This window comes from Streptococcus sp. 596553 (assembly GCF_900411395.1).
In the GTDB taxonomy this organism is placed as follows: Bacteria; Bacillota; Bacilli; order Lactobacillales; family Streptococcaceae; genus Streptococcus; species Streptococcus mitis_BA.
Genome location: NZ_OXCQ01000001.1, coordinates 1 through 25,102 on the forward strand (window position 1 = coordinate 1; position 25,102 = coordinate 25,102).

General features: G+C 38.7%; 21 protein-coding genes and 1 tRNA gene. 18 read left to right on the top strand and 4 right to left on the bottom strand.

Annotated elements, in window-relative coordinates:
• A partial coding sequence (locus DSY56_RS00005; RefSeq protein ID WP_160109901.1) for a MucBP domain-containing protein occupies positions 1-1,487 on the top strand: 1,487 nt, incomplete at its 5' end.
• A 521-nt stretch (positions 1,488-2,008) separates the two neighbouring features.
• On the opposite strand, the gene DSY56_RS00010 is transcribed toward DSY56_RS00005, so the two are convergent.
• Positions 2,009-2,350: a type II toxin-antitoxin system RelE/ParE family toxin gene (locus tag DSY56_RS00010; RefSeq protein ID WP_112443418.1), complete on the bottom strand. Its 342-nt coding sequence runs from the start codon at positions 2,348-2,350 to the stop codon at positions 2,009-2,011.
• On the bottom strand, positions 2,340-2,627 hold the full coding sequence (gene relB, locus DSY56_RS00015) for a type II toxin-antitoxin system RelB/ParD family antitoxin (RefSeq protein ID WP_112443419.1): 288 nt from the start codon (positions 2,625-2,627) through the stop codon (positions 2,340-2,342). The genes DSY56_RS00010 and relB overlap by 11 nt, the downstream gene beginning before the upstream one ends.
• Positions 2,628-2,952: 325 nt before the next feature.
• Between relB and DSY56_RS00020 the strand changes: the two genes are divergently transcribed.
• From DSY56_RS00020 to DSY56_RS00035, 4 genes are all read left to right on the top strand, one after another.
• Positions 2,953-3,945 (top strand): ABC transporter ATP-binding protein, encoded by a 993-nt coding sequence (locus DSY56_RS00020; protein WP_112443420.1) that lies wholly within the window; start codon positions 2,953-2,955, stop codon positions 3,943-3,945.
• A gap of 1 nt (position 3,946) precedes the next feature.
• On the top strand, positions 3,947-4,765 hold the full coding sequence (locus DSY56_RS00025) for an ABC transporter permease (protein ID WP_112443421.1): 819 nt from the start codon (positions 3,947-3,949) through the stop codon (positions 4,763-4,765).
• A 1-nt stretch (position 4,766) separates the two neighbouring features.
• Positions 4,767-5,552 carry an ABC transporter permease gene (locus DSY56_RS00030; protein ID WP_112443422.1) on the top strand — a complete coding sequence of 262 codons (786 nt, stop codon included), beginning with the start codon at positions 4,767-4,769 and terminating at the stop codon, positions 5,550-5,552.
• Between the two features lie 100 nt (positions 5,553-5,652).
• Positions 5,653-5,725 (top strand) — tRNA-Thr (locus DSY56_RS00035).
• Between the two features lie 190 nt (positions 5,726-5,915).
• Here DSY56_RS00035 and DSY56_RS12140 read toward each other — a convergent pair.
• The gene (locus DSY56_RS12140; RefSeq protein ID WP_234990534.1) at positions 5,916-6,056 is read right to left on the bottom strand and encodes a hypothetical protein; all 141 of its coding nucleotides are present in this window, start codon (positions 6,054-6,056) and stop codon (positions 5,916-5,918) included.
• Positions 6,057-6,534: 478 nt separating this feature from the next.
• Between DSY56_RS12140 and DSY56_RS00040 the strand changes: the two genes are divergently transcribed.
• Entirely contained in the window at positions 6,535-13,104 is a 6,570-nt protein-coding gene (locus DSY56_RS00040) for a S8 family serine peptidase (RefSeq protein WP_112443423.1), read from the top strand.
• A gap of 481 nt (positions 13,105-13,585) precedes the next feature.
• The gene (locus DSY56_RS00045) at positions 13,586-13,894 is read left to right on the top strand and encodes a hypothetical protein (RefSeq protein ID WP_112443424.1); all 309 of its coding nucleotides are present in this window, start codon (positions 13,586-13,588) and stop codon (positions 13,892-13,894) included.
• 82 nt (positions 13,895-13,976) lie between these two features.
• On the opposite strand, the gene DSY56_RS00050 is transcribed toward DSY56_RS00045, so the two are convergent.
• The gene (locus DSY56_RS00050) at positions 13,977-14,336 is read right to left on the bottom strand and encodes a DUF3397 domain-containing protein (protein WP_112443425.1); all 360 of its coding nucleotides are present in this window, start codon (positions 14,334-14,336) and stop codon (positions 13,977-13,979) included.
• Positions 14,337-14,427: 91 nt separating this feature from the next.
• Between DSY56_RS00050 and DSY56_RS00055 the strand changes: the two genes are divergently transcribed.
• The 11 genes from DSY56_RS00055 to DSY56_RS00105 all read left to right on the top strand — a co-directional run bounded on the left by DSY56_RS00055 (position 14,428) and on the right by DSY56_RS00105 (position 25,082).
• Positions 14,428-15,384 (top strand): TIGR01212 family radical SAM protein, encoded by a 957-nt coding sequence (locus tag DSY56_RS00055; protein WP_112443426.1) that lies wholly within the window; start codon positions 14,428-14,430, stop codon positions 15,382-15,384.
• Positions 15,368-15,925 (top strand): tRNA (mnm(5)s(2)U34)-methyltransferase, encoded by a 558-nt coding sequence (locus tag DSY56_RS00060; protein ID WP_200832301.1) that lies wholly within the window; start codon positions 15,368-15,370, stop codon positions 15,923-15,925. The genes DSY56_RS00055 and DSY56_RS00060 overlap by 17 nt, the downstream gene beginning before the upstream one ends.
• Positions 15,918-16,172, top strand: coding sequence for a hypothetical protein (locus tag DSY56_RS00065; RefSeq protein WP_000361085.1), 255 nt, complete (start codon positions 15,918-15,920; stop codon positions 16,170-16,172). The genes DSY56_RS00060 and DSY56_RS00065 overlap by 8 nt, the downstream gene beginning before the upstream one ends.
• Before the next feature lie 11 nt (positions 16,173-16,183).
• Positions 16,184-18,238, top strand: a complete 2,055-nt coding sequence (locus tag DSY56_RS00070) for a cation:proton antiporter (protein WP_112443428.1) — start codon at positions 16,184-16,186, stop codon at positions 18,236-18,238.
• A gap of 178 nt (positions 18,239-18,416) precedes the next feature.
• Positions 18,417-19,277: a YihY/virulence factor BrkB family protein gene (locus DSY56_RS00075; RefSeq protein WP_200832303.1), complete on the top strand. Its 861-nt coding sequence runs from the start codon at positions 18,417-18,419 to the stop codon at positions 19,275-19,277.
• Positions 19,278-19,487: 210 nt separating this feature from the next.
• Positions 19,488-20,198 (top strand): thiol-disulfide oxidoreductase-associated membrane protein CcdA2, encoded by a 711-nt coding sequence (gene ccdA2 / locus DSY56_RS00080; protein ID WP_112443430.1) that lies wholly within the window; start codon positions 19,488-19,490, stop codon positions 20,196-20,198.
• Between the two features lie 19 nt (positions 20,199-20,217).
• Positions 20,218-20,784 carry a TlpA family protein disulfide reductase gene (locus DSY56_RS00085; protein ID WP_050105147.1) on the top strand — a complete coding sequence of 189 codons (567 nt, stop codon included), beginning with the start codon at positions 20,218-20,220 and terminating at the stop codon, positions 20,782-20,784.
• A 10-nt stretch (positions 20,785-20,794) separates the two neighbouring features.
• Positions 20,795-21,907, top strand: coding sequence for a peptide-methionine (R)-S-oxide reductase MsrB (msrB, locus tag DSY56_RS00090; RefSeq protein ID WP_112443431.1), 1,113 nt, complete (start codon positions 20,795-20,797; stop codon positions 21,905-21,907).
• Positions 21,908-21,977: 70 nt separating this feature from the next.
• Positions 21,978-22,715 (top strand): response regulator transcription factor, encoded by a 738-nt coding sequence (locus DSY56_RS00095; protein WP_112443432.1) that lies wholly within the window; start codon positions 21,978-21,980, stop codon positions 22,713-22,715.
• Positions 22,712-24,403: a cache domain-containing sensor histidine kinase gene (locus DSY56_RS00100; protein WP_112443433.1), complete on the top strand. Its 1,692-nt coding sequence runs from the start codon at positions 22,712-22,714 to the stop codon at positions 24,401-24,403. The genes DSY56_RS00095 and DSY56_RS00100 overlap by 4 nt, the downstream gene beginning before the upstream one ends.
• Positions 24,404-24,518: 115 nt before the next feature.
• Entirely contained in the window at positions 24,519-25,082 is a 564-nt protein-coding gene (locus tag DSY56_RS00105) for a TIGR01440 family protein (RefSeq protein ID WP_200832305.1), read from the top strand.
• Positions 25,083-25,102: the final 20 nt, after the last annotated feature.

Below are 25,102 nucleotides of genomic sequence, written 5' to 3' on the forward strand. Positions count from 1 at the left end.
ATACAACAGTAAACTTTAATAAAGGCGATGAAGAAGTTGAGCTTGATAAATCTACTCTGACATTAGTTGATAAAACTGGTAAAGAAGTGAAAGAAGTTGTAGTTCCAGGAGAAGGAACATATGTACTTAAGGATGGAGTCGTTGAATTTACACCAGAAAAAGATTTCGTAGGCAAGGCAACTCCAGTAACAGTTCAAGTGAAAGACGTCAATGGTAAAGTAGTTTCTGAAACTTATACTCCAACTGTGCGTCCTGTAACGGAGTTTAAAGACACAGATGGGAATGTTGTTTCAGGAAGTACTACAGAAGATGGCAAAGTTGATAAGAAGGACTTCCCGGGCTATAGATTTGTTGAAACTAAAGTTGATAACAAAGGTAATACAACTCATATTTATGAAAAAGTAACAACAACATTCAAGGATAAGGAAGGCAATCTTATTACTGTTGATAAAGACAACAATCCTGTGAAATCAACAGAAAAAGGAGAAATCCTAGCTAAAACGATCCCAGGTTATAAATTCGTAGAAACGAAGAAATTACCAAATGGTGATATTGAGCATATCTATGAAAAAGTAACAACAACATTCAAGGATAAGGAAGGCAATCTTATTACTGTTGATAAAGACAACAACCCTGTGAAATCAACAGAAGAAGGAGAAACCCCAGCTAAAACGATCCCAGGTTATAAATTCGTAGAGACTAAGAAACTTCCAAACGGAGATATCGAACACATCTACGAAAAAGTAACAACTTCATTCAAAGATAAAGACGGAAACGAGATTCCAAACTATCCAAGTGAGCCAGGTACAGTCGATAAGAAAGACATTCCAGAATACAGATTCGTAGAGACTAAGAAATTACCAAATGGTGATACTGAACATATCTACGAAAAAGTAAGTACCTTCTTCAAAGATAAAGAAGGCAAAGAGATTCCAAACTATCCAAGTGAGCCAGGTACAGTCGATAAGAAAGACATCCCAGGCTACCGCTTCGTAGAGACTAAGAAACTGTCAAATGGAGATACTGTTCATGTTTATGAAAAAGTAACACCACCAGCTCCAACACCTTCACCTGTTCCTCAACCAAATCCAGGTAAGCAAAATACAACTACTTGGACTGATGAGAATGGAAATCCATTGAAACCAACTGAGCCAGGTTCTAAAGAACCGGGAACAATTCCAGGTTACGAATATGTGAAGACTGTGACAGATTCAAATGGAAATATCAGACATATCTTCCGTAAAGTTGAGATGCCAACTCCAACACCGGTTGAACCGACTCAACCAGCACAACCGGTAGAGCCAGCAACTCCAGCAATACCTGAACAGCCAGCTAAACCTCAAATGCCAGCAACACCTAAATATGTTGATGGTCAAAAAGAATTGCCTAACACAGGTACAGAAGTTAACGCTAGCCTCGCAGCACTTGGACTTCTTGGAGTTTTGAGTGGATTTGGATTTCTTGCTCGCAAGAAGAAAGAAGACTAATCTTTCTAATGGGTATAATTTGTTTGCAATGAACAGATTGTCCTTAATGAGGATGGGCAAAAACTTCATTTCAGGATAAAATGAAGTAAATATTCCCACAATAAAACGCATAGTATCAAGTTTCAAGACCTGATATTATGCGTTTTTTAATTTTACAGACTTTTTTCAGTCTCACTTATTGTACAGTGAAATGAGATAAAAAATGGACAAGTTGATTGGGGGATTTAAACCAATTTCTAACAATGTTTTAGAAAACTCGGCGGACTATTCCAGATTCAATCAACTAGAATGTTAAAAGTTATTGGGCCTGTAGAGGTTCCACAATCTCGTCATTTTGAGTCTAAAAAGAGAATGGTTTCCATGCTGTGATTGCTGCTCTCTACAAACGTGAGCTTGTGCATGAGTCGAACGTTGGGGAGCTCCTCGATATGTTAGAGGATTGGGAGTTTTAAAAAATCCTTGTTTATGTTTTTTTATATGCAATTGATTTACAGTAGATAAAAAGACTGAGGGATTACTTCTCAGTCTTGGATATGTTGAAAGAGGTGGTCGAGTTGGTTTAGGTAGTCGGTGCGTGAGTTGATAATTCTCAGGATATGGACTTCTTTTTCATGAATGAGGTAAAAGAGTAGGTATTGTTTAGAGACAATCATTCTGAGAGTGTTTCCTGAATAGAGGGAGTATCCGATTTTATGGTCAAAGTTAATACCGCCCTCTGGTGAGAAGGTAAGTAGGTTGCTGGTTTGTTGGAGGCGAGTGATGACTTTCTTGGCTATGTTTTCACTGAACTCTGTGGAGTAGTAGATGAAGATAGCGTCCAAGTCTTGTCTGGCTTGTTCTGTGAAGCCTACTTTATAGTCCATACTTTGAAAAGACCTCGTCTGCGTCGTAGAGACGCCCCTCGATGATGTCTTGGTAGCCTTTATCTAGTTCTGCTTTGAGTTCTCCTAGGAAGATTTCTGCTTTGAGTTGGTCGGCTGTTTTAATTGGGAGACCTTTTTCAAGGACGATTTGTTCTACAAAGAGGTTGAGGGCATCTGAAAGGCTGATGTTTTGGCTTTCTAGGATGGTTTTTGCTTCTTCAAATAGTTGAGTATTGACGCGGAAGTTATAAACTCGGTCTCGTGTAAGTGTTGACATGGCATTTCTCCTTGTAATGATATTGTATTGCACATATCTTACAAAAAAAGATAGAGAAAGTCAAGGGATGTTTTAGTAGGGAAGGGTGGAAGGTTGGTAATTCAAATTATTAAACAGAATTTTTGATTAAAAGTATTATTTTAAGAGAAAAATTTTCAATTTCACAAATTTTAGGCAAACGCTTGCATTCTATTTTTTATTAGATTATAATAGGTTGGTATAAAGCCTTCTGTAGTAATAAAATGTAGAAGGTGTAGAAAGTAAGGATTTAGAATATTTGTAGTCAAAAGACAATGTTGCAATTCCTTACCATAGGGGGATAGATATGGCAATGATAGAAGTGGAACATCTTCAGAAAAATTTTGTGAAGACTGTTAAGGAACCGGGCTTGAAGGGGGCTTTACGTTCCTTTATTCATCCTGAAAAGCAGACCTTTGAAGCGGTTAAAGATTTGACTTTTGAGGTACCAAAGGGGCAGATTTTAGGCTTCATCGGGGCAAATGGTGCTGGGAAGTCGACAACCATTAAAATGCTGACAGGGATTTTGAAACCAACATCTGGTTTTTGTCGGATTAACGGCAAGATTCCCCAGGACAATCGCCAAGATTATGTCAAGGATATTGGAGTCGTTTTCGGACAACGCACCCAGCTATGGTGGGATTTGGCTTTACAAGAGACCTACACGGTCTTAAAAGAGATTTATGATGTGCCAGACTCGCTCTTTCATAAGCGTATGGACTTTTTGAATGAAGTCTTGGATTTGAAGGACTTTATCAAGGATCCCGTGCGGACTCTTTCACTAGGGCAGCGCATGCGGGCGGACATTGCAGCTTCTTTGCTTCACAATCCCAAGGTTCTCTTTTTAGATGAGCCGACCATTGGTTTGGACGTTTCGGTCAAGGATAACATTCGTCGGGCAATTACTCAGATCAATCAGGAGGAAGAAACAACCATTCTCTTGACCACTCACGACCTGAGCGATATTGAGCAACTCTGTGATCGAATTTTTATGATTGATAAGGGGCAGGAGATTTTTGATGGGACGGTTAGCCAGCTCAAGGATACCTTTGGCAAGATGAAAACTCTCTCCTTTGAACTGCTACCAGGTCAAAGTCATCTCGTCTCTCACTATGAAGGCCTGCCTGATATGATTATTGATAGACAGGGGAATAGCCTCAACATTGAATTCGATAGTTCCCGCTACCAGTCAGCTGATATTATCAAGCAAACCCTGTCTGATTTTGAAATCCGCGATTTGAAGATGGTGGATACGGATATCGAGGATATTATCCGTCGCTTCTATCGAAAGGAGCTCTAAGATGGTCAAATTGTGGAGACGTTATAAACCTTTTATCAATGCAGGTGTTCAGGAATTGATTACCTATCGAGTCAACTTTATTCTCTATCGGATTGGGGATGTTATGGGGGCTTTTGTGGCTTTTTATCTCTGGAAGGCTGTCTTTGATTCCTCACAGGAGTCCTTGATTCAGGGCTTCAGTATGGCGGATATCACCCTTTACATTATCATGAGTTTTGTGACCAATCTTCTGACTAGGTCGGATAGCTCCTTTATGATTGGGGAGGAGGTCAAGGATGGTTCCATTATCATGCGCTTACTGAGACCAGTACATTTTGCGGCTTCTTATCTCTTTACCGAGCTTGGCTCCAAGTGGCTGATTTTTATCTCTGTTGGCCTGCCATTTTTAAGTGTCATTGTCTTGATGAAAATCTTATCTGGGCAAGGGATTGCAGAAGTGCTGGGATTAACTGTCCTTTACCTCTTTAGTTTAACGCTGGCCTATCTGATTAACTTTTTCTTTAATATCTGTTTTGGTTTTTCAGCCTTTGTGTTTAAAAATCTTTGGGGGTCCAATCTACTCAAGACTTCCATAGTGGCCTTTATGTCGGGAAGTTTGATTCCCTTGGCTTTCTTTCCAAAGCTTGTTTCAGATATTCTCTCCTTTTTGCCTTTTTCATCCTTGATTTATACTCCAGTTATGATCATTGTTGGGAAATACGATGCCAGTCAGATGATTCAGGCGCTCGCTTTGCAGTTCTTCTGGCTCTTAGTGATGGTGGGCTTGTCTCAGTTGATTTGGAAACGAGTCCAGTCATTTATCACCATTCAAGGAGGTTAGTATGAAAAAATATCAGCGTATGCATCTGATTTTTATCAGACAATATATCAAGCAAATCATGGAATACAAGGTGGATTTTGTAGTTGGTGTGCTGGGAGTTTTTTTGACTCAAGGCTTGAATCTCTTGTTTCTCAATGTCATCTTTCAACACATCCCATCCCTAGAAGGTTGGACTTTTCAAGAAATTGCCTTTATCTATGGTTTTTCTTTGATTCCCAAGGGTTTGGACCATCTCTTTTTTGACAATCTTTGGGCTCTGGGACAGCGCTTAGTGCGAAAAGGTGAGTTTGACAAGTATCTGACTCGTCCTATTAATCCCCTCTTTCATATTCTAGTTGAGACCTTTCAGATTGATGCCTTGGGAGAACTCTTGGTCGGTGGAATTTTACTAGCGACAACAGTATCAAGCATTGATTGGACTCTTCCAAAATTCCTGCTTTTCCTAGTTTGTATTCCATTTGCGACCTTGATTTATACTTCCTTGAAAATCGCGACAGCTAGTATCGCTTTTTGGACCAAACAGTCAGGGGCTATGATTTACATCTTCTATATGTTCAATGATTTTGCCAAGTATCCGATTTCGATTTACAATTCTCTTCTTCGTTGGTTGATTAGCTTTATCGTGCCTTTTGCCTTTACGGCCTACTATCCTGCCAGCTATTTTTTGCAGGACAAGGATGTAATCTTTAACATCGGAGGTTTGATGTTGATTTCTCTGGTTTTCTTTGTCATTTCCCTTAAACTTTGGGACAGGGGCTTGGATTCTTATGAAAGTGCTGGGTCCTAAGAAGAAGAAACTCAAAGCCTTGTCTCAGGACAGGCTTTTTCTAATAGAGATGAAAATTCCTTGACATCTATTCTCAGAGTGCTATACTGTAAGTGTAATAGCCGATTTAGCTCAGTTGGTAGAGCAAGGCACTCGTAAAGCCTAGGTCACAGGTTCGATCCCTGCAATCGGCAAAGTGAAGAAGTCTCATCAGGCTTCTTTTTCTTTTTAAAGAAAATCAGACCACTTAGACCGGTATAGAGACCAGATAGGCAAACGAACTTGTTCTTGAAACTGACCTCTGCTATAATAATTTTTGTAAGGGACGTGAGTATTCATACTCTTCGAAAATCTCTTCAAACAAAGTCAGCTTCACCTTGCCGTTTATATGTGACTGACTTCGTCAGTTCTATCCACAACCTCAAAGCAGTGCTTTGAGCTGACTTCGTCAGTTCTATCTGCAACCTCAAAACAGTGTTTTGAGCAGCCTACGGCTAGCTTCCTAGTTTGTTTTTTGATTTTCATTGAGTATTAGTTGCTAGAGCAAGGCACTCGTAAAGCCTAGGTCACAGGTGAACATATGACTGAAGATTTGAAAAAATAGATATGTATAAATAACCGTTAAGCCTTATTCTTAGCGGTTATTTATATTGTTTAATAGCGCTGATATTTCATCAATGATGTTTGACTTTGTGATTTTGGTAGTGGTTCAATTTGATTGCTACTATTTTTGATGGTATGAATGTGCTTATAATGTATCCCCGTTAAGTACGAAACTTTTGCATCATTTATTAACATGCGTTAAAAATAAAATTAACCAGCCTTAATTTTTCTTGACTTAAATTTTTAAAATGATATACTATTTTTATGGAGAGCTAACAATTATATATAAATGTACTACTCTATTTCCTAGATAATACTTAGTAAAACTTTTTATAACAAAGGCTAGCAAAGTTAAAGTTTTCTATCTATTGGAAGTTAAATAAATATGTAAGGAATTAAAATGAAAAAAAGTACAGTATTGTCATTAACCACAGCTGCAGTTATTTTAGCAGCCTATGCCCCTAATGAGGTAGTCTTAGCAGACACATCTAGCTCTGAAGATGCTTTAACTATCTCTGATACAGAAAAAGTAGTAGTAGATAAGGAAGCAGAAAATAAAGAAAAACATGAAAATATTCATAATGATATAGAAACTTCCAAGGATACTGAAGAGAAGAAAACAACGGTTATTGAGGAAAAAGAAGTTGTTAGTAAAGAATCTGTGATAGATAACAAAACTAGCAATGAAGAAGCAACAATCAAAGAAGATTCCAATCAATCCAAAGAAGATAAAGCGGACTCGTCTGCAAGTAAAGACCCAGAAAGTCCCAAAAAAGAGGATAAACTTGTCTATATTGCTGAATTTAAAGATAAAGAATCTGGAGAAAAAGCAATCAAGGAATTATCCAATCTTAAGGATACAAACGTTTTATATACCTATAATACGATTTTTAATGGTGTTTCAATAGAAACAACTCCAGATAATCTGGATAAAATTAAACTAATAGAAGGTATTTCATCGGTTGAACGGTCACAAAAACTCCAACCCATGATGAATCATGCCCGAAAGGAAATTGGAGTTGAGGAGGCTATCGATTACCTAAAGGCCATTAATGCTCAATTTGGGAAAAACTTTGATGGTAGAGGTATGGTCATTTCAAATATCGATACCGGGACAGATTATAGGCATAAGGCCATGAGGATTGATGATGATGCTAAAGACTCAATGAGATTTAAAAAAGAAGACTTAAAAGGTACTGATAAAAATTTCTGGTTGAGTGATAAGATTCCTCATGCTTTCAATTATTATAATGGTGGTAAAATTACTGTAGAAAAAGCTGATGATGGAAGTGATTATTTTGATCCACATGGAATGCATATTGCAGGGATTCTTGCGGGAAATGATACTGAAAAAGACATCAAGAACTTTAATGGAATAGATGGAATTGCTCCTAATGCACAGATATTCTCTTATAAAATGTACTCTGACGCAGGATCTGGCTTCGCAGGAGATGAAACAATGTTTCATGCTATTGAAGATTCGATCAAACACAATGTCGATGTTGTTTCGGTATCATCTGGCTTTACAGGAACAGGTCTTGTAGGTGAGAAATATTGGCAAGCTATTAGAGCATTAAGAAAAGCAGGCATTCCAATGGTTGTAGCTACGGGTAACTATGCGACTTCTGCTTCAAGTTCTTCTTGGGATTTAGTGGCAAATAATCATCTGAAAATGACCGACACTGGAAATGTAACGCGAACAGCAGCACATGAAGATGCGATAGCGGTTGCATCTGCTAAAAATCAAACAGTTGAGTTTGATAAAGTTAAGATTGGAGGAAAAAGTTTTAAATACAGAAATATAGGAGCCTTTTTCGATAAGAATAAAATCACAACAAATGAAGATGGTTCAAAAGCTCCTGATAAATTGAAATTTGTATATATAGGCAAAGGCCAAGACCAAGAGTTGATAGGTTTGGATCTTAAGGGCAAAATTGCAGTAATGGATAGAATTTATACAAAGGATTTAAAAAATGCTTTTAAAAAAGCTACGGATAAGGGCGCACGCGCCATTATGGTTGTAAATACTGTCAATTACTACAATAGAGATAATTGGACAGAGCTTCCAGCTATGGGATATGAAGCGGATGAAGGGACTAAAAGTCAAGTATTTTCAATTTCAGGAGATGATGGTGTAAAGTTATGGAACATGATTAATCCTGATAAAAAAACTGAGGTTAAAAGAAATAGTAAGGAAGATTTCAAAGATAAATTGGAGCAATACTATCCAATTGATATGGCAAGCTATAATTCTAATAAACCGAATGTAGGTGACGAAAAAGAGATTGACTTTAAGTTTGCACCTGACACAGACAAAGAATTGTATAAAGAAGATGTCATCGTTCCAGCAGGATCCACATCTTGGGGACCAAGAATAGATTTACTTTTAAAACCCGATGTTTCAGCACCTGGTAAAAACATTAAATCTACTCTCAATGTCATTAATGGGAAATCAACTTATGGCTATATGTCAGGAACTAGTATGGCAACTCCAATCGTAGCAGCTTCTACTGTTTTGATTAGACCGAAGTTAAAGGAAATGCTTGAAAGACCTGTATTGAAAAATCTTGAGGGAGATGACAAAATAGATCTTACAAGTCTTACAAAAATTGCTCTACAAAATACTGCGCGACCGATGATGGATGCAACGTCTTGGAAAGAAAAAAGTCAATACTTTGCATCACCTAGACAACAGGGAGCAGGGCTAATTAATGTGGCCAATGCTTTGAGAAATGAAGTTGTAGCGACTTTCAAAAACAAGGATTCTAAAGGTTTGGTAAACTCTTATGGTTCTATTTCTCTTAAAGAAATAAAAGGAGAAGAAAAATATTTTACAATTAAGCTTCACAATACATCAAACAGACCTTTGACTTTTAAAGTTTCAGCATCAGCGATAACTACAGATGCTCTAACTGACAGACTAAAACTGGATGAAACATACAAAGATGAAAAATCTCCAGATGGTAAGCAAATTGTTCCAGAAATCCACCCAGAAAAAATCAAAGGAGCAAATATCACATTTGAGCATGATACTTTCACTATAGGCGCAAATTCTAGCTTTGATTTGAATGCGGTTATAAATGTTGGAGAGGCTAAAGACAAAAATAAATTTGTAGAATCATTTATTCATTTTGAGTCAGTAGAAGAAATGGAAGCTCTAAACTCTAACGGGAAGAAAATAAACTTCCAACCTTCTTTATCAATGCCTCTAATGGGATTTGCTGGGAATTGGAACCACGAACCAATCCTTGATAAATGGGCTTGGGAAGAAGGATCAAAATCAAAAACAATGGGAGGTTATGATGATGATGGTAAACCGAAAATTCCAGGAACCTTAAATAAGGGAATTGGTGGAGAACATGGTATAGATAAATTTAATCCAGCAGGAGTTATACAAAATAGAAAAGATAAAAATAGAACATCCCTAGATCAAAATCCAGAATTATTTGCTTTCAATAACGAAGGGCTAAATGCATCATCAAGTGGTTCTAATATTGCTAACATTTATCCTTTAGATTCAAATGGAAATCCTCAAAAGGCTCAACTTGAAAGAGGATTAACACCTTCTCCACTTGTATTAAGAAGTGCAGAAGAAGGATTAATTTCAATAGTAAATACAAATAAAGAGGGAGAAAATCAAAGAGACTTAAAAGTCATTTCGAGAGAACACTTTATTAAAGGAATTTTAAACTCTAAAAGCAATGATGCAAAGGGAATCAAATCATCTAAACTAAAAGTTTGGGGTGACTTGAAGTGGGATGGACTCATCTATAATCCTAGAGGTAGAGAAGAAAATGCACCAGAAAGTAAGGATAATCAAGATCCTGCTACTAAGATAAGAGGTCAATTTGAACCGATTGCGGAAGGTCAATATTTCTATAAATTTAAATATAGATTAACTAAAGATTATCCATGGCAGGTTTCCTATATTCCTGTAAAAATTGATAACACAGCCCCTAAGATTGTTTCGGTTGATTTTTCAAATCCTGAAAAAATTAAGCTGATCACAAAGGATACTTATCACAAGGTAAAAGACCAATACAAGAATGAAACCCTATTTGCGAGAGATCAAAAAGAACATCCTGAAAAATTTGACGAGATTGCAAACGAAGTTTGGTATGCTGGCGCCGCTCTTGTTAATGAAGATGGAGAGGTTGAGAAAAATCTTGAAGTAACTTATGCAGGTGAGGGTCAAGGAAGAAACAGAAAACTTGACAAAGACGGAAATACTATTTATGAAATTAATGGTGCAGGAGATTTAAGAGGAAAAATCATTGAAGTCATTGCATTAGATGGCTCTAGTAATTTCACAAAGATTCATAGAATTAAATTTGCTGATCATGCTGATGAAAAGGGGATGATTTCTTATTACCTAGTAGATCCTGACAAAGATGCTTCTAAATATGAAAAACTTGGTGAAATTTCTGAAGATAAACTCAAAAATGCAAAGAGCTCAGAGGAAAATACCAATAATAATCAAGCTAAGGATGAAGATTCAAAACCAGATGAAGAAAGTTCAGTTGAGGGAGAAGCTAGCCTTGAAATAAATAAAACTATTTCAACAATTAGAAACTTTGAAAATAAAGACCTAAAGAAACTCATTAAAAAGAAATATAGGGAAGAAGAGGACTTTGTAAATGGTGGTACAAGAACAGTAGAACTTGATTATCGATATGACGATAAAGGAAATATAGCTGCCTATGACGATGGTAGCGCCTTAGAATATGAAACTGAAAAACTTGACGAAATCAAATCAAAAATTTATGGTGTTCTAAGCCCGTCTAAAGATGGACACTTTGAAATTCTTGGAAAGATACGTAATGTGTCTAAAAATGCCAAGGTATATTATGGAAATACCTATAAATATATAGAAATCAAAGCGACCAAGTATGATTCCAATTCAAAAACGATGACATTTGATTTATACGCTAATATTAATGATATTGTGGATGGATTAGCTTTTGCAGGAGATATGAGATTCTTTGTTACAGATGATGGTCAGAGAAAAGCTGAAACGAAGATTAGAATGCCTGAAAAAAATAGGGAAACTAAGACAGAATATCTCTATGCATCAAGTTATGGGAATATAATAGAATTAGGGGAAGGAGATCTTTCAAAGAACAAACCAAACAATTTAACTGAAATGGAATCTGGTAAAATCTATTCTGATTCAGAAAAACAACAATATCTATTAAAGGATAATATCATTCTGAGAAAAGGCTATGCACTAAAAGTGACTACCTATAATCCTGGAAAAACGGATATGTTAGAAGGAAATGGAGTCTATAGCAAGGAAGATATAGCAAAAATACAAAATTCCAATCCTAATCTAAGAGCCCTTTCAGAAAAAATAATTTATTCTGACAGTAGAAATGTTGAAGATGGAAGAAGTACTCAAGCTGTATTAATGTCGGCTTTGGACGGCTTTAACATTGTAAGGTATCAAGTGTTTAGATTTAAAATGAACGATAAAGGGGAGGCAATCGATAAAGATGGAAATCTTGTAACAGATCCTTCTAAACTTGTATTATTTGGTAAAGATGATAAAGAGTACACTGGAGAGGATAAGTCCAATGTAGAAGCTATAAAAGAAGATGGCTCTACGTTATTTATTGATGCAAAACCAGTAAACCTTTCAATGGACAAGAACTACTTTAATCCATCTAAATTTAATAAAATTTATGTACGAAATCCAGAGTTTTATTTAAGAGGTAAGATTTCTGATAAGGGTGGTTTTAACTGGGAATTGAGAGTTAATGAATCTGTTGTAGATAATTATTTAATCTACGGAGATTTACACATTGATAACACTAGAGATTTTAACGTTAAGCTTAATGTTAAAGACGGTGACATCATGGACTGGGGAATGAAAGACTATAAAGCAAACGGATTTCCAGATAAGGTAACAGATATGGATGGAAATGTTTATCTTCAAACTGGCTATAGCGATTTGAATGCGAAAGCGGTTGGAGTACACTATCAATTTTTATATGATAATGTTAAACCAGAAGTAAACATTGATCCTGAGGGAAATACTAGTATCGAATATGCTGATGGAAAATCTGTAGTCTTTAACATCAATGATAAAAGAGATAATGGATTCAATGGTGAGATTCAAGACAAACATATTTATGTAAATGGAAAAGAATATAAATCATTTGATGATATTAAACAACTAACAGATAAGACACTAAATATTAAGATTCTTGTAAAAGATTTCGCAAGAAATACAACCGTAAAAGAATTCATTTTAAACAAAGATACGGGAGAGGTAAGAGAACTAAAACCTCATAGGGTAACTGTGACCATTCAAAATGGAAAAGAAATGAGTTCAACGATAGTGTCGGAAGAAGATTTCATTTTACCTGTCTATGAGGGTGAATTAGAAAAAGGATATCAATTTGATGGCTGGGAAATTTCTGGTTTCGAAGGGAAAAAAGACGTTGGCTATGTTCTTAATCTATCAAAAGATACCCTTATAAAACCTGTATTCAAGAAAATAGAGGAGAAAAAGGAGGAGGAAAATAAACCTACTTTTGATGTATCGAAAAAGAAAGATAAGGTACAAGCAAATCATAGTCAATTAGATGAAAATTACAAAAAGGAGGATTTACAAAGAGAACATCATTCACAAAAACCTGATTCAACTAAGGATGTCAAATCTACAGTTTCTGTACAAGTAAATTATAGTCAATTAGATGAAAGTCAAAGATCTGATTCAACTAAGGATGTTACAGCTCCAGTTCCTGATAAAAATGATAAAAACTTTGAAAATAAGAAGGAAGTTTATCTTAATGAACCAGAGAATATAGCTAATAAACATACCAATATCGATAGTAAATCGGATACTAACAATTCTGATAGATTGCCAAAAACCGGAACAGTTAGAGAAGGTTTTACACCATTCATTGCTGGAATAATGTTTACCTTAGGTGCATTTCTTGGATTAAAGAAAAAAGATCAAGATTAAGACAAAAGCTATAGAAAAATGGTTTGTGTACTGAGATAGTATGATGATGAAACAGTTTTGTAAAAATAGCTATTTATAACTTAATTATTTAGTTTACTTTACTATTGATACTCTTTTTTGGATCTATTAATAGACTTAGTTTCGATAACTAATGAATTGATTGAAAGGGTTAGTATTGACAATATTGGTCATATTGATTAGAAAATAGAGTCTATCAAAATTTAAAGGCTAATAGAGGTGATGAGACAATTTCAAGGAATTAAGGCGTTTGGTTGCTTAATTCCTTTTTATTTGGAAGGAAGTTTTTCACCTATTTCCTTATTTTACGGCTATTATTGAGCCACTTAGACCGAGATTGAGACCAGATAGGCAAAAGACCTTGTTCTTGATAAACTCCTCTGCTATAATGATTTTTGTAAGAGACGTGAGGCATCGATACCAGGTAACTCAAGTTCCTAAAAAAGAAATTGGAGATAAAGAAATGAAAAAATTATTGGGGATTGTCTTTTTACTAGTAGCAGCGACAGTATTGTATTTTGGTTCTGTTGGCTGGCCAAGTTTGGATGTCAACCTCTGGTCATTGATTCCGGTAGGCTTGTTCCTCTTTTTCACTCTAGAGAATCTTTTGAAAAAGGATTACAAGGCTAGTCTGATGTGTTTAATTATTGCCTTTATCATCGCGAATGCAATTTTGGACCTGTTGCCAATTTCAAGTGGCTTGGTCATTGGAGCAGGTGTGCTAGCTTGTGTAGGTATTGGTTATCTCTTTCCTGATAAAGAAGGAAAATAGGAATTGATGAAAAAATAGATAAAGAAAAAACACTTCAATCACTGTATTTCAGCTTGATTGAGGTGTTTTCAATTTCATTTTTTCATTTCTGAGCCATCAATTCAACAATCATCTCGATATACATGACAAGGGTTAATAAGAATCCTGCACGCCAGAAGAATTTGATGAATTTAGGATAGTAAAAGCTGCGTTTTTTAAAAAGGAAGAAAAAGACGAGAATAATGGCTAGGACTGAGAGGGCTAGGCCCAGTCTAGGGAGGAAATTATGGGTAAAGGTTTTAGCTGTAATAAGGTAATATTCAAATACCAAGACTGGAAAAGCCAAATCCGCAAAGTTTCGTCCTAGTTTTTTTAATCTAAAAAGTTTGGTTATGATAATGCAGACTACTAAAGTCAGTATCAATAATAAAATAGATGCTAATTTCATTAAAATCATACCCATATTGTATCATAAAAAATCGCTAAAGGAAACGAGAAACAGAGGAATTTATAGGAAAGTCAGGCTTTTGAGATTGTGGGTGTTTTTTGTTATAATGAAAGTTATGAAATCTTATAATACCTTGAATGATTATTATCGAAAACTCTTTGGAGAAAAGACCTTTAAAGTCCCTATTGATGCGGGGTTTGACTGTCCCAATCGTGATGGGACTGTGGCTCATGGAGGCTGTACTTTTTGTACGGTTTCAGGTTCTGGAGATGCTATCGTAGCACCAGATGCGCCTATCCGTGAGCAATTTTATAAGGAAATTGACTTTATGCACCGTAAGTGGCCGGATGTTCAGAAGTATCTGGTTTATTTTCAAAATTTTACCAACACCCATGAAAAGGTGGAAGTCATCCGAGAGCGCTATGAGCAGGCTATCAACGAGCCAGGTGTAGTAGGAATCAATATTGGAACGCGCCCAGACTGTTTACCAGATGAAACTATTGAATATTTGGCTGAGTTATCGGAGCGAATGCATGTGACGGTTGAATTGGGCTTGCAGACCACTTTTGAAGTAACCTCTGACTTGATTAACCGTGCCCATTCCTATGAATTGTACGTGGAAACGGTCAAGCGTTTGAGAAAGTATCCCAAGATTGAGATTGTTTCTCATTTGATTAATGGACTTCCTGGTGAAACCCATGAAATGATGATTGAAAATGTCCGTCGCTGTGTCACGGATAACGATATTCAAGGAATTAAACTGCACTTGCTTCACCTGATGACCAATACGCGTATGCAACGAGATTACCACGAAGGACGTTTGCAGTTGATGAGCCAGGACGAATATGTAAAGGTCATCTGTGACCAATTGGAAATCATTCCCAAGCATATCGTTATCCATCGAATTACAGGAGATGCACCTATAGATATGCTGATTGGGCCTATGTGGAGCCTCAATAAATGGGAAGTCCTCAATAGTATTGAGATGGAGATGCGACGTCGCGGAAGTGTTCAAGGATGCAAGGCTGTAAAACAGGAGTTTGAAAATGAAAAGACCACTTGAGATAGCACATGATTTTTTGGCTGAGGTAGTGACAAAAGAGGATATCGTGGTGGATGCGACTATGGGAAATGGTCATGACACGCTTTTTCTAGCCAAGTTAGCTAAGCAAGTCTATGCCTTTGATATTCAGGAGCAAGCTTTGGAAAAGACCCAAGAGCGTTTACATCAGGCTGGCCTGACAAATGCCCAGTTAATCTTGCAAGGTCATGAAACACTGGACCAGTTTGTGACAGAAGCCAAGGCAGGGATTTTCAATCTGGGCTATCTGCCGTCAGCTGATAAGTCAGTCATTACCAGACCACAGACAACGATTGAAGCATTAGAAAAGCTGTGTCATTTGCTTGTCAAAGGGGGACGGATTGCCATTATGATCTACTATGGTCATGAAGGAGGCGACCTCGAGAGGGATGCTGTCTTGGATTTTGTTAGCCAGTTGAACCAACAAGAGTACACAGTTGCCATTTACCGAACTTTAAACCAAGTCAACAACCCACCGTTTTTAGTAATGATTGAAAAATTAGAGAGATATAGACATGGATAAACAATACCTACGTGAAAAGCTGGATGCCATGCGCCAGAATTTTGTTGAATCAACTCACCACGAACGAGCGGTGGGTGTGTTAGACCAAGCACACATGAGCAAAAAAATGCTTAAAATCAAGAAAAAATTAGTTGCTCTTGAAATGGAACGGTGCCAGAGAAAAATTGAGCACAAAGATTGTTCCAAGATTGACCAAAAAATCAAAGAGCAGAAGGAGATATTTGAATCCTGTTGTAAAAAAGATTAAGGAGGACGTGCGTGGAATTACTGATTTACCTAATCTTATTTTTACTGGTCTTGATTGTCTCGAGTACAACCAATAAGCTCCTGCCCTTTTTGCCTCTTCCTTTGGTGCAAATTCTTTTGGGAATTGTGATTGGTCTCTTTTTACCCAATACCGACTTTCACCTTAATACAGAGTTGTTTTTGGCATTGGTTATTGGGCCCTTGCTTTTTCGAGAGTCGGAGGAAGCAGATATTACGGCTATTTTAAAACACTGGCGAATCATTATTTACCTCATATTTCCAGTGATTTTTATCTCGACTCTGAGTTTGGGTGGCTTGGCCCATCTTCTTTGGTTCAGCCTCCCCTTAGCGGCTTGTTTGGCTGTTGGGGCAGCCCTTGGACCTACGGATTTGGTGGCCTTTGCCTCTCTTTCGGAGCGCTTTAGCTTTCCTAAGCGCGTGTCCAATGTCCTTAAGGGTGAAGGACTTTTGAATGATGCTTCTGGTTTGGTTGCCTTTCAGGTAGCTTTGACAGCTTGGACAACAGGAGCTTTTTCCCTTGGGCAAGCTAGTAGTTCGCTCATCTTTTCAATCCTAGGCGGTTTTTTGATTGGTTTTTTAACAGCCATGACCAACCGGTTCCTCCATAGCTTCTTGCTGAGTGTGCGCGCAGCGGATATTGCCAGCGAACTTTTATTAGAATTGAGTTTGCCTCTGGTGACCTTCTTTCTAGCAGAAGAGGTACACGTTTCAGGGATTATCGCCGTTGTGGTTGCTGGGATTTTAAAGGCAAGTCGCTTCAAGAAAATTACGCTCCTCGAAGCCCAAGTGGATACGGTGACTGAGACGGTCTGGCATACAGTGAATTTTATGCTCAACGGTTCTGTCTTTGTGATTTTAGGGATGGAGTTGGAAATGATAGCAGAGCCTATCTTGACCAATCCAATCTATAATCCCTTACTTTTATTGCTATCTCTTATAGCCCTTACCTTTGTCCTCTTTGCCATTCGTTTTGTCATGATTTATGGCTATTATGCCTATAGGACTAGACGTCTTAAGAAAAAACTGAATAAGTATATGAAGGACATGCTTCTCTTGACTTTCTCAGGTGTTAAGGGAACCGTGTCGATTGCGACGATTCTTTTGATACCAAGTAATCTAGAGCAGGAGTATCCTCTCTTACTTTTCCTTGTCGCAGGTGTGACGCTTGTAAGCTTTTTAACAGGTCTCTTGGTTCTGCCTCATCTTTCTGATGAAGAGGAAGAAAGCAAGGACTATCTCATGCATATCGCCATTTTGAATGAAGTAACGCTAGAGTTGGAAAAAGAGTTGGAAGATACCAGAAATAAACTTCCCCTCTATGCGGCTATTGACAATTACCATGGACGTATTGAAAATCTCATTTTAAGCCAAGAAAACCAGGATGATCAAGAAGACTGGGCTGCTTTGAAACTCTTGATTCTTAGTATTGAAAGTGATGGATTGGAACAGGCCTATGAAGAGGGGAACATTAGCAATCGTGCTTACCGAGTTTACCAACGTTATCTGAAAAATATAGAACGAGGCATCAATCGTAAATTTGCATCACGATTGACCTATTATTTCCTTGTTTCTTTGCGGATTTTACGTTTTCTCCTTCATGAAGTTTTTACTCTCGGAAAGACCTTCCGTAGTTGGAAGGACAAGGAGCAAAGCCGTCTCCGTGCTCTTGATTATGACCAAATAGCAGAGCTCTATCTTGCTAATACAGAGATGATTATTGAAAGTTTGGAAAACCTGAAGGGAGTCTATAGACGCTCTTTGATTAGTTTTATGCAGGAGTCTCGTCTTCGTGAAACAGCTATTATCAGCAGTGGTGCCTTTGTCGAACGGGTTATCAATCGCGTCAAGCCCAACAATATCGATGAAATGCTGAGAGGATATTATCTGGAGCGTAAATTGATTTTCGAATATGAAGAAAAACGATTGATTACGACCAAGTATGCCAAGAAGTTACGACAAAATGTCAATAACTTAGAGAACTATTCTCTGAAGGAAGCTGCCAATACCCTGCCTTATGATATGGTGGAATTGGTAAGAAGAAATTAGTTAATACTCTTCGAAAGTCTCTTCAAACCACGTCAGCGTCGCCTTGGATTATATATGTGACTGACTTCGTCAGTTTCATCTACAACCTCAAAGCAGGGCTTTGAGCAACCTGCGGCTAGCTTCCTAGTTTGCTCTTTGATTTTCGTTGAGTATAAGATTATAAGTGAAGGAGTATGACATGAAAAAGTGGTGGAAAGAGCTGATAGACAAGCCTCTATTAAAAGCTTTTTTGCATTATTATCAAGCATCAGATAGTGAGTTGACCAGTGTCGCAGTAGCCTACTATTGGTTGATTTCGATTTTTCCCCTGCTTTTGGTGGTGGTCAATATCCTCCCCTATTTTCAGATTCCTGTGGGAGAATTTCTGGGATTTGTGAAAGACGTCCTGCCCCCAAGCCTCTATGAAGGTGTGGAAAAAATAGCCAGAGAAGTCTTGACCCAACCTTCAACAGGTTTGTTGAGTTTTTCTGTTTTATCGGCGTTATGGAGTTTTTCAAAATCTATGAATTTCTTGCAAAAAGCTTTTAACAAGGCTTATGGCGTCGAAAAGAGTCGTGGGCTTATTTCCCATCAGATGGTGAGTCTCCTAGTCAGTTTTGGCTTGCAGCTCCTCTTTGCGTTTGCCTTGTTTTTGAGCTTATTTGGGCAGATGATTTTGGATTTACTTGCTCATTATTGGACAAAAGATGGTATTATCTATCAGGCTTTACAAGGTTTGGCAGGTCCTCTGACTTACGCCCTCCTCTTTGCTATCTTGGTCATGCTTTATTATTTTCTTCCCAATCTATCTAACAGGAAAATTAGCTATACCCTACCAGGCAGTGCCTTTGTTCTCTTAGTGATTTTAGTTCTACTAACTCTGTTCTCTAGTTATCTCAATTACTATGTCCATCATTTAGTGGACGTCCGAATTTTAGGTTCCGTTCTTCTTGTTGTTATGATGTTTTGGTTTATCTTGATTGCTAAAATTGTTATCCTAGGAGCGGTGATCAATGCCAGTGTTCAGAGTTTGAAAGATCCGAGCTTTAGAAAAGATTAACTATTTATCTATTACAAAAGCGCATAGTATCAAGGTTTTATAAAGCCTTGATACTATGCGCTTTTGTGCTTTGACAGTTTTTTGTATAGTTTTTGTCCAAGATTTCTAAATCATCTGATTAAATTCCTATTTTTCCCTATCATTGTCCCTGTTTTTTCGAAAATGGAAGGAGTATAATAAACCTATCAATAAAATGATAGGAGGAACTTTATGGGTCATATTTTCTTTTTTCTAAGTGTCTTTTTGGCAGGGATTCTATCCTTCTTTTCTCCTTGTATCTTACCCTTGTTACCAGTTTATGCAGGGGTGTTACTAGATGATAAGGATGGTGCTCAGGCTTCTAGCAACAAATTTTCAATCTCAGTTACTAGTTTATTGCGAACGCTGGCCTTTATAGCGGGGATTTCCTTTATCTTTATTTTGTTGGGCTATGGAGCTGGTTTTTTAGGCGATTTGCTTTATGCTTCTTGGTTCCAATATGTGACGGGTGCGGTTATCATTCTCTTAGGCTTGCACCAGATGGAGATTCTACACTTTAAGGGGCTTTATAAGGAAAAGAGGTTACAACTGCAAAGACAGGGGCAACATGGTAAGGGCTATAGTCAGGCATTTTTATTGGGTTTGACCTTTAGTTTTGCTTGGACGCCTTGTGTAGGGCCGGTTCTTGGCTCTGTTTTAGCCTTGGCGGCTTCAGGTGGTTCAGGAGCTTGGCAGGGAGCGGGTCTCATGTTGGTGTACACGTTGGGTTTGGCGCTACCATTCTTGCTTCTAGTTCTAGCCTCTAGTTATGTTTTGAAACATTTCCGAAAACTTCATCCCTATCTCGGAATCCTCAAAAAAGTGGGTGGTTTTCTCATTATTGTGATGGGACTCTTGGTTCTATTTGGAAATGCTTCAATTTTAAGTCAATTATTTGAATAAAATGGAAAGGAATATCAGTATGAAAAAATGGCAAACATGTGTTCTTGGAGCAGGTTCGCTCCTTTGTTTGACGGCTTGTTCAGGCAAGTCCATGACCAGTGAACACCAAATGAAAGATGAGATGAAGATGGAGCAGACAGCTAGTAAAACAAGCACGGCTAAAGGGAAAGAAGTGGCTGATTTTGAGCTAACTGGAGTAGATGGCAAGACCTACCGCTTGTCTGATTACAAGGGAAAGAAAGTCTATCTCAAATTCTGGGCGTCTTGGTGCTCCATCTGTCTGGCTAGTCTTCCAGACACGGATGAAATCGCTAAGGATGCTGGTGATGATTATGTGGTCTTGACAGTAGTATCACCAGGACATAAGGGAGAGCAATCTGAAACGGACTTTAAGAACTGGTATAAGGGATTGGATTATAAAAATTTCCCAGTCCTAGTTGACCCATCAGGCAAACTTTTGGAAACTTATGGCGTTCGTTCCTACCCAACTCAAGCCTTTATAGATGGTGAAGGAAAATTGGTCAAAACCCAACCAGGTTTTATGGAAAAAGATGCGATTTTGCAAACTTTGAAGGAATTAGCCTAGGAGGTGTCCTATGAATGATAAGCTAAAAATCATCTTGTTGCTAGGAGTATTTTTCCTAGCCATAACCGGTTTCTATTTTCTATTGATGCGAAATGCAGGGCAGACAGATGCCTCGCAAATTGAGAAAGCGGCAGTCAGCCAAGGAGGAAAAACAGTGAAAAAAACAGAAATTAGTAAAGACGCAGACTTGCACGAAATTTATCTAGCTGGAGGTTGTTTCTGGGGAGTGGAGGAATACTTCTCCCGCGTTCCCGGAGTGACAGATGCCGTATCAGGCTATGCAAATGGTAGAGGGGAAACAACCAAGTACGAATTGATCAACCAAACAGGACATGCGGAAACCGTCCATGTTACCTATGATGCCAATCAAATTTCCCTCAAGGAAATCTTGCTTCATTACTTCCGCATTATCAATCCAACCAGCAAAAATAAACAAGGAAATGACGTAGGGACCCAGTACCGTACCGGTGTTTATTACACAGATGACAAGGATTTGGAGGTAATCAACCAAGTCTTTGATGAGGTGGCTAAGAAATACGATCAACCTCTAGCAGTTGAAAAGGAGGTCTTGCAGAATTTCGTGGTGGCTGAGGATTACCACCAAGACTATCTCAAGAAAAATCCAAATGGCTACTGCCACATCAATGTCAATCAGGCTGCCTACCCTGTCATCGATGCCAGCAAATACCCAAAACCAAGTGATGATGAATTGAAAAAGACCTTGTCACCTGAGGAGTATGCAGTTACCCAGAAAAATCAAACAGAACGGGCTTTCTCAAACCGTTACTGGGATAAATTTGAATCTGGTATCTATGTGGATGTAGCAACTGGCGAACCCCTCTTTTCATCAAAGGACAAGTTTGAGTCTGGTTGCGGTTGGCCTAGTTTTACCCAACCCATCAGTCCAGATGTTGCTACCTACAAGGAAGATAAGTCCTACAATATGACGCGTATGGAAGTGCGGAGCCGAGTTGGAGATTCTCACCTTGGCCATGTCTTTACGGATGGGCCACAGGACAAGGGCGGCTTGCGCTACTGTATCAATAGTCTTTCCATCCGCTTTATTCCTAAAGATCAAATGGAAGAAAAAGGCTATGCTTATTTACTAGATTATGTCGATTAAGAAGGCTTTCCTAAGCAGTTAGAGGAGAATTTTGCTATACTGATACTAGTAAGTGACAAAGGAGAGAAGCATGACCTACACAATCTTAATCGTAGAAGATGAATATCTGGTAAGACAAGGCTTGACCAAGCTGGTTAATGTAGCAGCCTACGATATGGAAATCATCGGTCAGGCTGAAAATGGAAGGCAGGCTTGGGAATTGATTCAAAAGCAGGTGCCAGACATTGTTTTAACCGATATCAATATGCCTCAGCTGAATGGCATCCAGTTGGCCAGTCTGGTTCGAGAAACCTATCCTCAGGTGCATCTAGTTTTTTTAACAGGCTACGATGATTTTGATTATGCCTTGTCTGCTGTCAAACTAGGCGTGGACGACTACCTGCTCAAGCCCTTTTCTCGTCAGGATATTGAGGAAATGTTGGGGAAAATCAAGCAAAAGTTGGGTAAAGAAGAAAAGGAAGAGCAGTTACAAGATTTATTGACTGATAAGTTTGAGGGAAATATGGCTCAGAAAATCCAGTCCCATCTGGCTGATAGCCAGTTTAGTTTAAAGTCTTTGGCCAGTGACTTGGGCTTTAGTCCGACTTATCTGAGTTCCTTGATTAAGAAAGAGTTGGGACTACCTTTTCAGGATTATCTGGTGAGAGAACGTGTCAAACAAGCCAAGCTTTTGCTTCTGACCACAGATTTAAAGATTTATGAGATTGCAGAAAAGGTTGGTTTTGAAGATATGAACTATTTTACCCAACGCTTTAAGCAGATTGCAGGTGTGACACCTCGTCAGTTTAAGAAGGGGGAAGGTCGATGAAGCGTTCTTCTCTCCTAGTCAGAATGGTTATTTCCATCTTTCTGGTCTTTCTCGTTCTCCTAGCTCTGGCTGGGACTTTCTATTATCAATCTAGTTCATCAGCCATTGAAGCTACCATTGAGGGCAATAGCCAGACGACTATCAGCCAAACTAGCCACTTTATCCAGTCTTATATCAAAAAATTAGAAACCACCTCGACTAGTTTGACCCAGCAGACGGATGTCCTAGCCTATGCTGAGAATCCCAGTCAAGACAAGGTCAAGGGAATTCGAAATCTGTTTTTGACCATCTTAAAGGCAGACCGGGACTTGAAAACTGTTGTGCTGGTGACCAAATCCGGTCAGGTCATTTCTACAGATGACAGTTTACAGATGAAAACTTCCTCTGATATGATGGCTGAGGATTGGTACCAAAAGGCCATTCATCAGGGAGCCATGCCCGTTTTGACTCCAGCTCGTAAATCAGATAGTCAGTGGGTCATTTCTGTCACTCAAGAACTTGTTGATGCAAAGGGAGCCAATCTGGGCGTGCTTCGTTTGGATATTTCCTACGAAACTCTGGAAGCCTATCTCAACCAACTTCAGTTGGGGCAGCAGGGATTTGCCTTTATTATCAATGAAAAACATGAATTTGTTTACCATCCTCAACATACAGTTTATAGCTCAGCTAGCGAAATGGAGGCCATGAAACCTTACATCGAGACGGGTCAGGGCTATACTCCTGGCCACAAATCCTACGTCAGTCAGGAACAGATTGCAGGAACAGATTGGACGGTCCTTGGCGTGTCTTCGCTGGAGAAGTTAGACCAGGTTCGGAGTCAGCTCTTGTGGACCTTGCTTGGGGCTAGTGTCACATCTCTTCTTGCTTGTCTCTGCTTGGTGTGGTTCAGTCTCAAGCGCTGGATTGCTCCTTTGAAGGATTTGAGAGATACCATGCTGGAGATTGCCTCTGGTGCTCAGAATCTTCGTGCCAAGGAAACTGGTGCCCATGAACTGAGAGAAGTGACTCGCCAATTTAATACCATGTTGGATCAGATTGATCAGCTGATGGCAGATGTGCGCAGGCAGGAAGAAACGACCCGTCAGTACCAACTTCAAGCACTGTCCAGCCAGATTAACCCACATTTCCTCTATAACACCTTGGACACCATCATCTGGATGGCTGAATTTCAAGATAGTCAGCGAGTGGTGCAGGTGACCAAGTCTTTGGCGACCTATTTTCGCTTGGCACTCAATCAAGGCAAGGACTTGATTTGCCTGTCTGATGAAATCAATCATGTCCGCCAGTATCTCTTTATCCAGAAACAACGCTATGGAGATAAGCTGGAATACGAAATTACTGAAAATCCTGCCTTTGATCATCTAGTCTTGCCCAAGCTGGTTTTGCAACCTCTGGTGGAAAATGCTCTTTACCATGGCATCAAGGAGAAGGAAGGTCAGGGACATATTAAAGTCTCTGTCCAGAAACAGGATTCAGGGTTGGTTATCCGTATTGAGGATGATGGCGTTGGTTTCCAAGCTGCTGGTGATAGTAGTCAAAGTCAACTCAATCGTGGAGGAGTTGGTCTGCAAAATGTTGATCAGCGACTCAAACTTCATTTTGGAGACAATTACCAGATGAAGATTGATTCTAGGCCCCAAAAAGGGACGACAGTTAAAATATACATAAATGGAATAGAAACTAGCTAACTCCCAGTCAATTCTGGGAGTTTTATGCGTAATTGGGCAAGCTTTCTAGGTTGTCTATCTTGCTAAAAACAAGAAAAAACGGTATGATAGAAGGGTGACAAAAGAGGTGACAGAGATGAACGAGACACAGATTCAAAGAGAAACACGTCAGATAGTAGAAGATGTTTTAGAAAAGACCAATTTGAAGCAGGGGGCCCTTTTTGTTTTAGGTCTATCTTCTAGTGAGGTGATAGGTGGTCAGATTGGGAAAGAATCCAGTCAAAAGATTGGTGAGCTGATAGTGGAGACTGTCTTGGGTATTCTAGGTAGTAGAGGTATCCATTTAGCCGTTCAAGGCTGTGAGCATGTCAATCGTGCCCTCGTTGTTGAACGTCAGGTGGCAGAGCAGTTTGGTCTGGAAATTGTCAATGTCCTTCCTACACTTCATGCAGGAGGTTCGGGGCAGTTAGCAGCCTTCAAGTTTATGCAGGATCCAGTTGAGGTTGAATTTATCAAGGCTCATGCTGGATTGGATATCGGAGACACTGCAATTGGCATGCATGTTAAGCATGTTCAGGTTCCGATTCGCCCTCTTTTGAGAGAGATTGGCCATGCCCACGTAACGGCTCTTGCTAGCCGTCCAAAATTAATTGGAGGTGCGCGTGCGCACTATCCGCAAGACTCTATTAGAAAGTCGTGAGAATGAATAAAGGAGATGAA